Here is an 11,994-nt window from a genome sequence, read left to right on the forward strand (position 1 = left end):
TGTCTCGACGCATGCGGAAGGCCTCAGGTCGGCGACACGCGCCGTTGCCGCTGCGGATTCTTGCCCGGGGTAGCAGGGAGCGCCCGCGTCAGGAGCGTGTTGTGTGCTGTCGGAGCGCTTGATCATTGGCGTTGCGGGTATTCGAAGCGAGTGAGGAGCGGCCGGAACGAGACACCCACCGAAGGGCTGGACCGCAACTGGAACACTCTGATGCAGGAGTTGCGCGTGGTGCAGACGGGCGTGCAGTTGCTGACCGGATTTCTGCTGACACTTCCGTTCCAGAATCGGTTCGGCATCCTGTCCGAGCCGCTGCGTGTGCTGTATCTCGTGGTCGTCGCCACCTCGATAGGCGCCACGATCTGTCTGGTGGCACCGGTAGCCGCGCATCGGATGGTGTTCCGGCGGCACCGAATCGAGAGTGCAGTGACCGCGGCTCACCGTTATGCCATCGTGGGCCTCGGGCTGCTCGGTATAGCACTCACCGGGGTGGCGGTCCTGATCTTCGACACCGTCGCCGGCACAGGGGCGGGGATCGTCGCAGGAATCGTCTTCGGTTCCCTGTTCGCGGGGATATGGGTGTTGCATCCCTGGCACCAGCATCGGGGCACAAGCGCCTGACCTGGCCTGCCGCATACGTTTCGTGTCCTCGGGTATTGCGAAGGCGAAGGACCTCGCAATGGTCAGGAGGTGATTCGATGCTGATGTCTCAGATGATGGACATGATTCGGCTGATGTGGAGCATGTTGTTCCCGTGGCCGATGTAATGCCCTCGATCGTGACTGGACAGCGCTGTGCCCCCACGGAACCGGGGGCGGCCTGTCCAGTCGGCTGCCGGGGGTCAGGGCTGATTACCGGGCATGAGGTCGGCGACAGCGGCGTATCGCAGCGGAGGTACGCCTCGGGTCGGCGCTCGGGCGGCGGTCGGTGCGAGCAGGAAGCCGACGTGGTCGCCGACATCGGTGCGGTCCAGGATCTCGCCGGTGAACCAGCTGGCTGTCGCTGTCAGGATCGGTAGTGAATGCGGTCCTTCCTGCCAGTCGCTGTGCTCGAACTTGTCGAGTTCGAATCCGGACTTGGAGCCGAAGAGTTGCGCCAATGCGAGCGATTCCTCCGAGAGCAGGTGGATCGCCAGGTGGCTGGCGCGACAGGCGACACCATAGGTGTGGTTCCGCTTCGACAGGCAGGCGAGAAATCGTCGCGGATCGATACTGACCTGGGTCGCGAACCCCAACAGGCAGCCTGCACGTTGCCCGCCGGCGGCGGTGGTGACGATCCACATCGACGCGTCGGCGGCCGCGACCGCGAGATCGAACTCGCCACGCGGATCACTTTCCTTGTGGGACACGGGCGCACACCTCCCCTCGCGAGAAATAGGTCCAGCAGTGTCTCAGCCTACTCAAACGGTCGAACCGGCTCCGGACCTGCGAGGCGTCTCCGGCGGCCCGGAATTCGTCGAGTTGCGCCGTTCGCCCCTCTCGTGGGATACCCGGTCGGCTAGCGCGGTGTGGTGCCCGGCGGGCCTGTGGTCAGCGCTCATCCGGTTCCGGGATGTGCGCCGGCGGTCTGGTGACCGGTGTCGACAGCGGGGTGAGGTGGTCGGTGGCCGGGCCCTCGAGTCGGGTGCCGTCGGCGGCGAACCGGGAACCGTGCAGCGGGCAATCCCAGGACTTCTCGGCCGGATTCCAGCGCAGGATGCCCGCCAGATGGGGACAGATGGCAGACACCGTCGTGGTGGTGCCGTCAACGGTGCAGGTGGCGGCCGGGCGCCCCAACCGGCGTTCGACTCGACCAACACCTTCAGCAGGCGGCAGGGCATCGGGAGCGGTACGTGCCAGATGCCACCAGCCGGCGCAAAATTCCAGCGCCACACCGGTGGTGATGCGGACCGCGGCGGGCAGCGAGCGCAGTTCATCGGGTCGCCAGGTGGCGAAGACATCCGCCCAGTCGGGCCTTTTGCCCATGATCTGGCCGGCCACGACCTGGGCGGCGGCGACGGCATTGGTGAATCCCCACTTGGCGTAGCCGGTGGCGAGCAGGATTTTGTCGTGGCCGGGGAGCAACGAGCCCGCGTAAGGGAGTTCGCCGATCGGCTGGTAGTCCTGGGCGGACCAGGTGGTCAGCGGGGTCGCAGACGGGTACCAGCGTTCGGTCCAGTCACGCAGGTCGGCGACGAGCTCGTCGGTGTGGTCTCCCCGTCCGACCACGTGGCCGTTGCCGCCGACCAGCAGCACGTCGCCGTCGGGGTCGGGGACGGTGCGGATCGAGCGGGTCGGCTCACCGGCTGTGATGTACATGCCTGTCGAAATAGGCTGTGGCAGAAGGTATGCGGTGAGGTAGGACCGCAGCGGCAGCAGTCGTGTGAAGAATCCGCTCCGGTCCAGAATTGGGGTCCCGGTGGCGAGGACGACGGTCCCGGCCAGGATCGGGCCGTGCTCGGTCTCGATGAGGTGGTCGCCGGCCGCGGCGGTGTGCACGCCGTGGACAAGGCTGGATTCGTAGATGGGCGCCGTGTGTGATTCCACCTCGGCGGCCAGACTCGCGAGCAGCGACATCGGATTCAACTGAGCCTGCCGCGCCAGCCGCACCGCACCCAGCGCGGGGAACGGTGCATCGATCCGGTCGGTGAATTCCACCGGCATCTCGGCTTCGCGCAGCGCCCCGAATTCCCTTCGGACGAAGGTGAGTTCGCGTTCGGACTGCGCGTATGTGCAGGCGTCTGCGGGCTGCCAGGCGACACCGCGGCGGCCGCAGTACTCCAGAAGCCACTGCTGCCCCGCGTGATTGGCGTCGAGGTACGCGCGCAACACCTCGGCGCTGTGCCGATGCCGAATCCGCTGGGCCCGGATTCCTTGCAGCAGACTGACTTTGGCGGTACTGGCACCGGTGGTTCCGTCGCCGATCCGCCGGGCCTCGACGACGGCGACTTCCACGCCGTTCTGCGCCAGCAGTAGGGCGGTGACCAGGCCGGTGAGCCCGCCGCCGATGACGACCACGTCGTGGCGCTGGCCGGGTGTGACGCGCAGGCGTGCCGGGGCGGTGTTCTCGATCTTCCAGACTGGTGTCATGGTGTTGCTATAGCCCGGTGGCGGCCGCCGAAACGGCCGTGCCACCGCGCAGGGGTAACCCGTACCGTGCGCAACTTCTTGGCCAGGTCTTTCACGCTGAATACGGACCCACCAACTGCCGCCACTGTCATGTTCGCAACCCGCGGTTAGCCGGTATCAGCCCGACCACTCCGTGGCGGGTTGAAAAGAGCCGCGCCGCCGCGTGCGGCCGTGAGGCCGTGCCGGAAATCGACCGAGTCGAGCGAACGCCGACAGACAGCCGGGGCCGGTCAATGGCCTTGCCGAAGCCGGGGCGAGAGGACGCTGCCGCGGTGCCGGCGTCGCCACTCGAGGCCGATAACGGTGATCCCGGCGAGGAACAGTACTGCTGCGGCAATGCCCGAGATCACGGCCCATCCAATGAAGCCGTAACCGCTGGCGACCAAGGTGAGAGCGAGGGCGACGATCGCGAGCAGACTCAGTATCACACCAAGGAAGTTGACCGAATCCTCGATGCCTTCCTCGTCATGTTTGCGGGCGGGCGGGAAGCCGCGTACGGACTGTTTGCGGTGCTGTGTCATAGAGTTCCTCCGTTTCGCTTCGGCCGATTTCCGCCGCCTGTCAGTCGCGGCCGAGCGCGTGCGCGAGCTGGGCCTTCGACATGCTCGAGCGGCCCTTGATATTGCGCTGCTTGGCCTCGTTGTAGAGCTGGTCGCGGGTCAAGCCTTTGGGGCCGCGTCGTCCGGAGCGTTCCCCGCCGCGCTGCTGTGGGGACTTGCCCTGCAGTGAGGTACGGCTGGCGGTCTTGGTCTGGCCGGCCCGCGCACGGTTCTTGTTCACAGTGCGTGCGCCGATCTCCTTGGCGCGCTTCGGGCTTTCGCCGCGGTCCTTCGCTGAATCACGGATGTGCTCGTATTGGCGTTCCTGTTTGTCGGTCCATTCCTTGGGCATGATGGTTCCCTTCTGGCGGGTGATTGACAGCATGGACCCCGGTCAGTGCGTGGTTATCCGGGCGGAGTCCGCACTGCATCGTCGTTACCGGCTACCCACTCACGACCGATTTATCGCTGACCGACGCCACCGATTCGACGTACGGTCCGACGCGACATATCCGGCGACGTCCGCCACGATGCCGGCGGCCTGCAATAGGCAACCTCTGCACGTTGCTGTCCTGATCGCAAATGCCCCAGCGATGACTGAACGGCACTGGCGGCGACGCCATGCTGGGCAACACGTTTGGCAAGCGGTTTCCAGGGAATTCGCGTGCGTATGAGGGATGTACTCGAACGTGAGAGCAAATGGGCGGTCGACCGAGACTTCGCTCTTCCTAGACTCGACGATCTTGTCGAGAACAGCCGCATCGAAGAGGTGCTGGTCGAGCTGACAAGTGTCTACTTCGACACTGCGGAACGAGACCTTCTTTCTCACGACCTGACGTTGCGTCGTCGTGAGGGAGATGACGAATCCGGCTGGCAACTGAAGATTCCGCGTTCGAGCGGTCGCGTCGAGGTCACCGCCCAAGTGTCGGATGAGCTGCCGGACGAACTTGCCCAGATCATTGTCGGTGCAGCGCTGGCGAAGCCTGTGAATGCGGTCGCTAGGATTCACACGCTTCGCCGTCGTCACCGCATCTTCGGTTCGGATGGCGAACTCATCGTCGAGATCGATGATGACCTTGTGGACTCAACCGCAATCGATCGGTCTGCCGAGCTGGTCGCCTGGCGTGAGATCGAGGTCGAACTCGGCCCTCACACCGATAAGTTACCGGCGATATTGCGGGACCGGCTCACTGAGAAAGGCGCGCGTGAGTCGAGCGATCGATCCAAACTGTCCCGCGTGTTGCCGGAGCGATCCGAGCAGTCAACTACTCGTACGCGCGCCGAACGTGCGATGCACGAATACCTCACCACTCAGATCGACCGTATTTTCGTCGGCGACGTCCGGCTGCGGCGAGGTGAGGAACCAATCCACGATACCCGCGTCGCGACGCGGCGACTTCGAAGCACGCTACGCGTCTTCGGCAAGCTGCTGGATCGCGGTGCGGTCGGCGAAATCGACAGCGAGCTGAAGTGGTACGCAGCGCTGCTCGGCGACATCCGTGATTGCCACGTCCAACGTCGACGCCTCGCCGACGAACTCGACGCTCTACCACCCGAACTCGTCCTGGGCCCGGTCGCAGCGCGGATCGACTCGACGCTGCTTGCTCGGCAGTTGCAAAGCCGAAAAGCCCTCGCCGAGGCAATGAACTCACCCCGCTACCTGAGGCTGCTCGCGACGCTGCGGACTTGGAATACAAAGCCGCCGTTCGAGCGACCGATCCGGGGGCGTCAGCTGGTTGTGCGGGCCCACCGGGCCGCCGACAAAGCCGACCGCCGGTTGGCGACCGCGCTCCGCAACCACCGACACGAATTGCTGCACCGCGCGCGTAAGGCCGCCAAACGAGCACGCTACGCCGCCGAACTGCACCAACCCGTTCGAAATCCCGCTCGCGCAAAGTCGGACGTCAAACACTATAAGAAGATTCAGCGCATACTGGGCAGCTACAACGACGGCACCGTCTCGGCCGGATTCCTTTGGCGAACCGCTACGGCCGCCGGCACGACAGGCAACGAGAACGGTTTCACCTACGGCCTGCTCTACGCCAACGCGAGACAAGCCGCCGAGCGTGCGCGCCATAGTGTCGCGGCAATTGCAACCGAAAACCGCTAACACTCGAACGGGTGCAGGTCGATGGTATCGAGAACATGTCTGATGCCGGTGCCGCGCTGATCGTGGCGGAACCACGCGGGCGTGGTGCTGCTGGTGCGGGCGGATGCTGCACCTGGCTTCGATCGGTGGGCGAGTGGTGGGTGCGCGCGGCTGGCTGCGCCCGATGACAGCAGCCGATGGATACGCCGATAGCTTCGCCCAGTGTCTTGTCGGCCGGTGTCCGCGAGTAATCTTCTGGCAATGGACGCGGCCTCGTCGACCGTCGGTGTTGAGGAAGAATTCCTGCTTGTGGATCCGAAGACGGGCGTGCCGGCCCCGAAGAACACCGAGGTGGCGGGCGCTGCTGCCGAGAACGGGCTCGACCTGAAGCTGGAATTCACCCGGTGTCAGGTGGAGACGAACACCCGAGTGCACTCCAAAAGTTCCGAGTTGATCCGGGAATTGCGCCAGCTGCGTCTGGGTGTGTCGTCCTGTGCCGAGCAGAACGGGGCCAGCCTGCTGGCGGTGGCGATTCCTCCGATCACGCCGCACCAGTTCCCGGTCACCGACACGCCCCGCTACCGGCACATCGCGGAAAATTTCGGCCTGCTCGCCCAAGAGCAGGGACTCAACGGCTGCCATGTTCACGTCGGGGTTCCGGATCGGGAAACCGCCCTCCAGGTCAGCAACTATCTGCGACCCTGGCTGCCGCTATTGCTGGCGCTGACGGCGAATTCCGCGATCTACCACAACACCGACAGCGGTTTCGCCAGCTGGCGAAGCATCCTGTGGCACCGCTGGCCCACCGCGGGACCTCCTCCGTATTTCGCGTCAGCCGACGACTACGACGCCATGGTCGAAATGCTGGTGTCCAGCGGCAACATTCTTGACGAAACGATGGTCTACTGGGACGTCCGTCCTTCGTGGAGGTATCCCACCGTCGAGATCCGGGTCAGCGATATTCCCGCCACAACCGAGGAGACGGCGCTGCTCGCCACGCTGGTGCGGGCCGCGGTGATGACCGCCCGAATGTCGTTGGAAGAAGGGATCATCGCGCCCCCGATCCAGGATGAGATCCTGCGCGCGGCGTACTGGAAGGCCGCCCGTACCGGCATCGACGGCGACACTCTCCACCCGGTGGACGGCCGTGTCATCTCTGTTCGCGCGATGCTCACAGAATTCGTTGATCACGTCGGGGCAGCACTCGAGGAATTGGGGGACCGCGCATTTGTCGCCGGTGCCATCAACGCCGTTCTCGCCCGCGGCAACGGCGCACGACGCCAGCTGGAAGCCTTCTGCAAGCATCGAGACATCAACGATGTCGTGACCGCGTTGGCGGCCGCCACCCTCGAGGGCTGCCACCCGCATCCCGCCGGCCTACCGTCATGAAACATGCCGAAGCTGGTCAATGGTTCGCTGCGGCGGACTATTTCGAGTGTAAGTGCCAGTTTCCGGTGCCCGGCCTGGTCTGTCCGGTGGCGGCGAGCCAGGTGGCAACGCTGCACAGGTCGGGCGCTGAGTCCAGAAGCATCCCGCTCCACGCGGCGGCCGGATACGCCAGCACCGGACCTACGGCGGGTTGCGCAGCAGTACATCGAAGGTCCTGCCCGGCAGCACTTTTCGGAAGTCGTCGGGTAGCTTGATGTCGATGCCGCGGAGGCGGCAGTTGAGCCAGGCCGAGGCGAGTGGCGCGGGAGATATCCACTTCGGCGGCGACCGACCTAGCCGCCCGGGCGGCCGCGACAGCGAGCGCGCCGGTCTCCGATTGCAGGTGGAGAACGGCAGGTCGGCCTCGATCAAGTGGGTCAGATGGCCAGCAATCGATCGAGGTATTCGCGGTAGCCGCGCAGCACCATCCTCAGCTCCTCGGTATCCCCGTCTTCACCGCGGGACCACTGATCGTCCAGTTTCTGTTTGCGCTGGGAGAGGGAGGCGGTGAGTCGCTCGAGAGCCTCGGTGACCAGTGAATCGGCCTTCGTGACGGCCTCCTGAGGGCTATCCACAAAGGCACCCTGCAATTCCCTCCACTGCGTATGGAAGCGGTCGAGGTCATGTTGATCGAGCATCGGTGTGGTTTCGTACTCGCCGTCCTCCACCATGTGGGCCGTGCGACCCGCGACCACCGGTCCGGGCCGATTGTCCGTCGGACGGTCCATTCCCGTCTCCGTCGGTGGCGGATCCGAGTCGTAAACTGGCTCTTCGGCATTCACGCTTCGATTTAGCGCCCGGTCTTGTTCGGTACTCATGAGATTGCATCCCTACTTGTGCTGGTTGTGAGCATCACTGTCGAGCAGGTCCCGGAACAATGCCCGGTAGTGCACGAGGGCAGTTCGCCTGTCCTCGGTGGACACGACCGTGCCGGTCGGTCGGGTTGCGATGTGGTGGGCGGCCCGATAGTGGCCGAGGGTCGTCGAATGTTCGACGGATAGGTCAGCGAGCCGTTGGTCGTAGTTCTCGATCGGGTAACCGCGTTCGGCCATGATGGTGGTCACCAGCTGATCCGCCGCTCGAGTGGCATCGGCCGGATCGTCGACGAACTGCTGCTGTACCTCGGCCCACCGCGTTCGGTAGTGCTCCTGGCGATCCGGGGCAAGCTCGCGCAGGTGAAGGTCGGCATGCCTGTGCTCGCGGCCGGTCAGTTCACGTTCGCCAGCGCGGCGGCCGCCGGATTCCTCGACGACACGGTCGTATTCGGGGCCGAACCGGTCACGCAAGCGGCGCCTGCGCAGCATCGGCCGCAAGAACTGAATGGCAACCGCGATCAGCATCGCCACTGCCAAAGCAATAATCGTCCAGCTAACTGTAGACACCGGATCCTCCTTCGACGAGCCTGCCGGGTCACCTCGGTAATGCCACGCTGACATCCGCTCAAACCGTGGCTCAGCTAGGGGCTGGTTGCGACAGGCAGTGCCAGGTCCGCTTCGGAGCGGCGGCCACCGGCATCGCGGGTGAAGACGACCTGCTGGCCTCCGGCAAGGGTTCGGTACCCGCCGCCGATGATGTGGGTGAACTCGATGAACACGGGTCCTGAGCCGTCATTGGGGTGGATGATGCCGAATCCCTTGCGCGCATCGAACCAGGCCACGACGCCGTGGACCCAGCGGACCGGGCCAGCGGTAGCCTGCGATGGCGGAGCGGCGAGCCTGGGGGGCATAGGGTCCTTCCTTTTCGGCGTGCGTGATCCGGATGCCCTGGTGCATCGTTCCGAAACATGATGGCGTCATGCAGGTTTGATCCGAGTAGCCGACCCGGACGTCTGATAAGTGATCCGGTGCGTTTGAACCACCGTCGCGGGGCTATGCGCTGAACATGACGTACACCATCACCCTGCCCAATGTGACGCGCGAATCCGCTACGGCCGTCGAGCGGAGACTACGAGGGCTCAACGGGGTCGAATACGTTGATATCGACGTGCCCTCTGAAACCGTGACCGTGACCGCGACTCTCACCTACAACGAAGTCCTGGCGGCGATCCGAGAAGGCGGTGTCTCGGCAGACTGATCCAATTCTCGACCAGCGCTGATCGATTCAACTTTGGTGGGCGTGAACCCGAAGATCGCTGAGCTCGCCTCACGTGCCGATTGGTTGATCGGTCGCGAGGATGATGGGTCAGGAACGGGCGACCGCCTGCCTCCGTATGTAGGAGTGGAACCGACGGCATTGGTCGCTACCGCTGATCATTGCGCGGTCAGGCAAACACGATAGAAATTGCCGTCGATGCAGGAGCGCCACGCAAAATTCCGACCACGCGACGCATCCGGTCGCGCTGAGGCTCCGAAACCTCTTCAGCTGCAGCATGAACAGCTCGGACAGTCCGGACCCAGCATCGCTCGAGTGCGTCGGTTCCGGTCAACTCGGGTCGGATCGCTTTCTGCTCCTTACCTCGGTCCGCGATGTTCATGCTCGGCGGTCTGTGAGCCTCCGTTTGATTCCCCAGCGGCGGGTACCCCTCGAACAGCAGGCATCGGGTACACCGCCCAGCCAGATATGAGGTACCGACAATGACCAGGGGACAGGCATCGGAGATTCCGCCGCTTGACGGCGCCGCGGACATTTCCCGCGCGACACAGCTGCAACAGGGAGCAGTGCCGGCCGACAACAAGAATTGGGCGGGCTTCGCGTTGGTGCTCTTCGGCGTCCTCGCCACCGCCAGCGCGTTCATCGCTCTGTGGCTGGACCATTCGCGCCTCGGGCTGGTCGCCACGATAGCCGCCGCCGTCGGCCTTCTCGGCGGCACGGTCGTCCTCGCTCTGGAACATCGCGGGCGAACGACCGTGGCGACCGAACCCGATGAGCCGATCGTCTGGAGTTCCGCTGGACCACCTCGGTATTGACGATGACCGATGCGAGGGTGTCAACCCGCGACGGCCGAAGATGCCCCGACATGGAGGACTCGGTGATCGCCGCGTCGTTGGCCCCGACAACTAGCGCTCGTCAACCGACGATCCCGAACAACGCGCCACCGAGCAGAAACCGACACCACCGTCACGATCGCTGGCACCCGGACCCCTCCGCCGATGATTCTGGGCACGAGTACGTAATCTCGAACAACCGCAGCACAATGAAGAAGATGACGGTGTCCACTGTGGCTGGGATCAAATCGAGGACTGCGACCAGTGAAATTGGCCATGAAGTAGCCGGTCGGGATCCGAGCCTGACGCACCGCCGCAACGCGGCCGAACTGCGACTTCGATAAGCAGAGGGCAGGGGTGTACAACCCTGGCCCTGAGGCGTCTACTGGAATACGCAGAAGATCGGGTTGATCGTCGTGGCTTTGTTCTTCCCATGGCAGTGGTCGGGGTGGGCGTACTGAGCGGTGCTGGCCATACGCACATGACGAATACCAGCACCGGAGGGTTTGCCGGGCCCTTCGAACACAGCAGCGAAAAGAATCAGGTAGCCGACCATGATCGTTCTGGGAGTCATCCTCCTTCTGGTTGGGTTCATATTCGGAATCCCGATCCTGTGGACCATCGGGATTGTGGTCCTCGTCATCGGTCTTGTGTTACTGCTGTTGGGGTCCATGGGTCGCGCCGTTGGCGGCCGACGCCACTACTACTGACCACAGTCACATGCGTCGCGGCGACGCGGCGGATTCGCGAACCGAGCTGGACAAGGAATGGGAGCGCGCGATGAAGGTGGCCCGATAGATAGGGCGCCGCCTAGGGTCTCGCATCTTCCGAAATGAGGTGCTTCTTGATCATTCTTGGAGTAGCCCTCCAAATCGCCGGATTCATTTTCGGAATTCCGGCCGTGACGCGATTGCCCGTCGCGGCGACCTGAACAAGGGACGGAAAGGGTTATGCGTCGTCTTGTGCCATTGCTGGTACTCGTGTGGCTGATCATTGGGGTCCTCGCGGTGGGTCAGCGTGGATACTTCACCCACCGGGATGAGAACTGCGCGAGTGCGGGAACCATCGCGGTCACGGTGATCGCCGGGCCCTTGAACTATGCGGGTGTCAACCCCAAGGTCACCAACTGCAACGTTCCGAAGCCCAGCCCCTAGGTCGCCGACCGCACAGCGATCCGCTGATTCCAAGGCCGGCTTCTGGGTACGGTTCCACGCCATGAACGACGGCAACGATCACGGCCGAACCGAGGAGCGCGATACCGCTGAAGGGCCGAGGCCCGGGGAAGCCTTCGCGTTGCAGTGGTCCGACGTGCCCGACCTGAGTGACCAGACGGTCGAGAAGGCTGTCATGCGGGTGGGCGACAGCAGTGAAGCCGTTGTCGGGAGGGCCGGTCTTCAGGCAGAACAAGCGTAAGAAGTGTCGCGAGGGGGAGTGCTACTACATCACATTGCCCAGATGGCTCACAAACGAGCTCAGAGAGTACCGGCGGCTCGTCGCGCCTGAGTCCGAGGCCTCTCCGATGTTCCTGTCTCGGCTGAAGCGAATGGTCGAACCCATGGGGGCTGATCAGAATCTGGCCAAGGCGAAAGCTGATTCGCCAGTGGAGTGGGTGACCTGGGGCAACCTCCGAGACACCGTGGCAACTCATGTGGCGGGCAAGACTGGCGACAAGCGCCGGGCGAGTGCGCAATTGGGACATTCGGACGGTGCCAGCGTTGCGTCGAAGCACTACATTGATCAGGCCGGATACATCCATGTCGTGGTGGATCACGCCGACGAACTCGAGGACCTCGTGCCGGTCAAAGTTGGAGCAAAACTGGAATCCGTGGCGTGGGTGAGCCATTCAGAATGAAACATCGCTGAGTCAACGGTAGTGTGACCAGCTGGAATCCGATTGTTGTCGGATTCGG

Annotated in this window: 17 protein-coding genes; 9 read left to right on the top strand and 8 right to left on the bottom strand. The window is 64.0% G+C overall.

Annotated features, from left to right (window positions below; genetic code table 11):
• The first annotated feature begins 150 nt into the window (after positions 1-150).
• Positions 151-618, top strand: coding sequence for a DUF6328 family protein (locus ACYVKL_RS28635; protein WP_379342555.1), 468 nt, complete (start codon positions 151-153; stop codon positions 616-618).
• Positions 619-838: 220 nt separating this feature from the next.
• Here ACYVKL_RS28635 and ACYVKL_RS28640 read toward each other — a convergent pair whose 3' ends face one another.
• The 4 genes from ACYVKL_RS28640 to ACYVKL_RS28655 all read right to left on the bottom strand — a co-directional run bounded on the left by ACYVKL_RS28640 (position 839) and on the right by ACYVKL_RS28655 (position 3,995).
• The gene (locus tag ACYVKL_RS28640; RefSeq protein ID WP_379166236.1) at positions 839-1,345 is read right to left on the bottom strand and encodes a flavin reductase family protein; all 507 of its coding nucleotides are present in this window, start codon (positions 1,343-1,345) and stop codon (positions 839-841) included.
• Between the two features lie 181 nt (positions 1,346-1,526).
• On the bottom strand, positions 1,527-3,110 hold the full coding sequence (locus tag ACYVKL_RS28645; RefSeq protein WP_379166237.1) for an FAD-dependent oxidoreductase: 1,584 nt from the start codon (positions 3,108-3,110) through the stop codon (positions 1,527-1,529).
• Between the two features lie 224 nt (positions 3,111-3,334).
• Positions 3,335-3,625: a hypothetical protein gene (locus tag ACYVKL_RS28650; protein ID WP_379166238.1), complete on the bottom strand. Its 291-nt coding sequence runs from the start codon at positions 3,623-3,625 to the stop codon at positions 3,335-3,337.
• Between the two features lie 40 nt (positions 3,626-3,665).
• The gene (locus tag ACYVKL_RS28655) at positions 3,666-3,995 is read right to left on the bottom strand and encodes a plasmid stabilization protein (protein WP_379166239.1); all 330 of its coding nucleotides are present in this window, start codon (positions 3,993-3,995) and stop codon (positions 3,666-3,668) included.
• A gap of 318 nt (positions 3,996-4,313) precedes the next feature.
• Between ACYVKL_RS28655 and ACYVKL_RS28660 the strand changes: the two genes are divergently transcribed.
• Together ACYVKL_RS28660 and ACYVKL_RS28665 are read left to right on the top strand one after the other, a co-directional pair.
• A complete protein-coding gene (locus ACYVKL_RS28660) occupies positions 4,314-5,753 on the top strand; it encodes a CYTH and CHAD domain-containing protein (RefSeq protein ID WP_379166241.1) in 1,440 nt (479 codons plus the stop codon).
• A 240-nt stretch (positions 5,754-5,993) separates the two neighbouring features.
• Positions 5,994-7,121, top strand: coding sequence for a glutamate--cysteine ligase 2 (locus ACYVKL_RS28665; protein WP_379166242.1), 1,128 nt, complete (start codon positions 5,994-5,996; stop codon positions 7,119-7,121).
• 416 nt (positions 7,122-7,537) lie between these two features.
• On the opposite strand, the gene ACYVKL_RS28670 is transcribed toward ACYVKL_RS28665, so the two are convergent.
• From ACYVKL_RS28670 to ACYVKL_RS28680, 3 genes are read right to left on the bottom strand one after another with little or no spacing between them, the layout of a single operon-like run.
• The gene (locus ACYVKL_RS28670; RefSeq protein ID WP_379166245.1) at positions 7,538-7,978 is read right to left on the bottom strand and encodes a hypothetical protein; all 441 of its coding nucleotides are present in this window, start codon (positions 7,976-7,978) and stop codon (positions 7,538-7,540) included.
• 12 nt (positions 7,979-7,990) lie between these two features.
• The gene (locus ACYVKL_RS28675) at positions 7,991-8,596 is read right to left on the bottom strand and encodes a hypothetical protein (RefSeq protein WP_379166246.1); all 606 of its coding nucleotides are present in this window, start codon (positions 8,594-8,596) and stop codon (positions 7,991-7,993) included.
• Between the two features lie 20 nt (positions 8,597-8,616).
• Positions 8,617-8,886, bottom strand: coding sequence for a cold shock domain-containing protein (locus tag ACYVKL_RS28680; protein WP_379166247.1), 270 nt, complete (start codon positions 8,884-8,886; stop codon positions 8,617-8,619).
• Positions 8,887-9,041: 155 nt separating this feature from the next.
• Here ACYVKL_RS28680 and ACYVKL_RS28685 point away from each other — a divergent pair, with 155 nt between their 5' ends.
• Positions 9,042-9,233 (top strand): heavy-metal-associated domain-containing protein, encoded by a 192-nt coding sequence (locus tag ACYVKL_RS28685; RefSeq protein ID WP_379166248.1) that lies wholly within the window; start codon positions 9,042-9,044, stop codon positions 9,231-9,233.
• A 500-nt stretch (positions 9,234-9,733) separates the two neighbouring features.
• Entirely contained in the window at positions 9,734-10,066 is a 333-nt protein-coding gene (locus ACYVKL_RS28690) for a hypothetical protein (protein WP_379166249.1), read from the top strand.
• 400 nt (positions 10,067-10,466) lie between these two features.
• On the opposite strand, the gene ACYVKL_RS28695 is transcribed toward ACYVKL_RS28690, so the two are convergent.
• A complete protein-coding gene (locus ACYVKL_RS28695) occupies positions 10,467-10,658 on the bottom strand; it encodes a hypothetical protein (protein ID WP_379166738.1) in 192 nt (63 codons plus the stop codon).
• Between ACYVKL_RS28695 and ACYVKL_RS28700 the strand changes: the two genes are divergently transcribed.
• The 4 genes from ACYVKL_RS28700 (at position 10,639) to ACYVKL_RS28715 (ending at position 11,936) form a co-directional block, all read left to right on the top strand.
• Positions 10,639-10,794 (top strand): DUF6131 family protein, encoded by a 156-nt coding sequence (locus ACYVKL_RS28700; protein ID WP_213555842.1) that lies wholly within the window; start codon positions 10,639-10,641, stop codon positions 10,792-10,794. The two genes, ACYVKL_RS28695 and ACYVKL_RS28700, sit on opposite strands and share 20 nt — an antisense overlap.
• Positions 10,795-11,034: 240 nt before the next feature.
• On the top strand, positions 11,035-11,238 hold the full coding sequence (locus tag ACYVKL_RS28705) for a hypothetical protein (RefSeq protein ID WP_379166250.1): 204 nt from the start codon (positions 11,035-11,037) through the stop codon (positions 11,236-11,238).
• Positions 11,239-11,299: 61 nt separating this feature from the next.
• Positions 11,300-11,497 carry a site-specific integrase gene (locus ACYVKL_RS28710; RefSeq protein ID WP_379166251.1) on the top strand — a complete coding sequence of 66 codons (198 nt, stop codon included), beginning with the start codon at positions 11,300-11,302 and terminating at the stop codon, positions 11,495-11,497.
• Positions 11,498-11,627: 130 nt separating this feature from the next.
• Positions 11,628-11,936 carry a hypothetical protein gene (locus tag ACYVKL_RS28715; RefSeq protein ID WP_379166252.1) on the top strand — a complete coding sequence of 103 codons (309 nt, stop codon included), beginning with the start codon at positions 11,628-11,630 and terminating at the stop codon, positions 11,934-11,936.
• Positions 11,937-11,994: the final 58 nt, after the last annotated feature.

Source organism: Nocardia tengchongensis, from assembly GCF_054781395.1.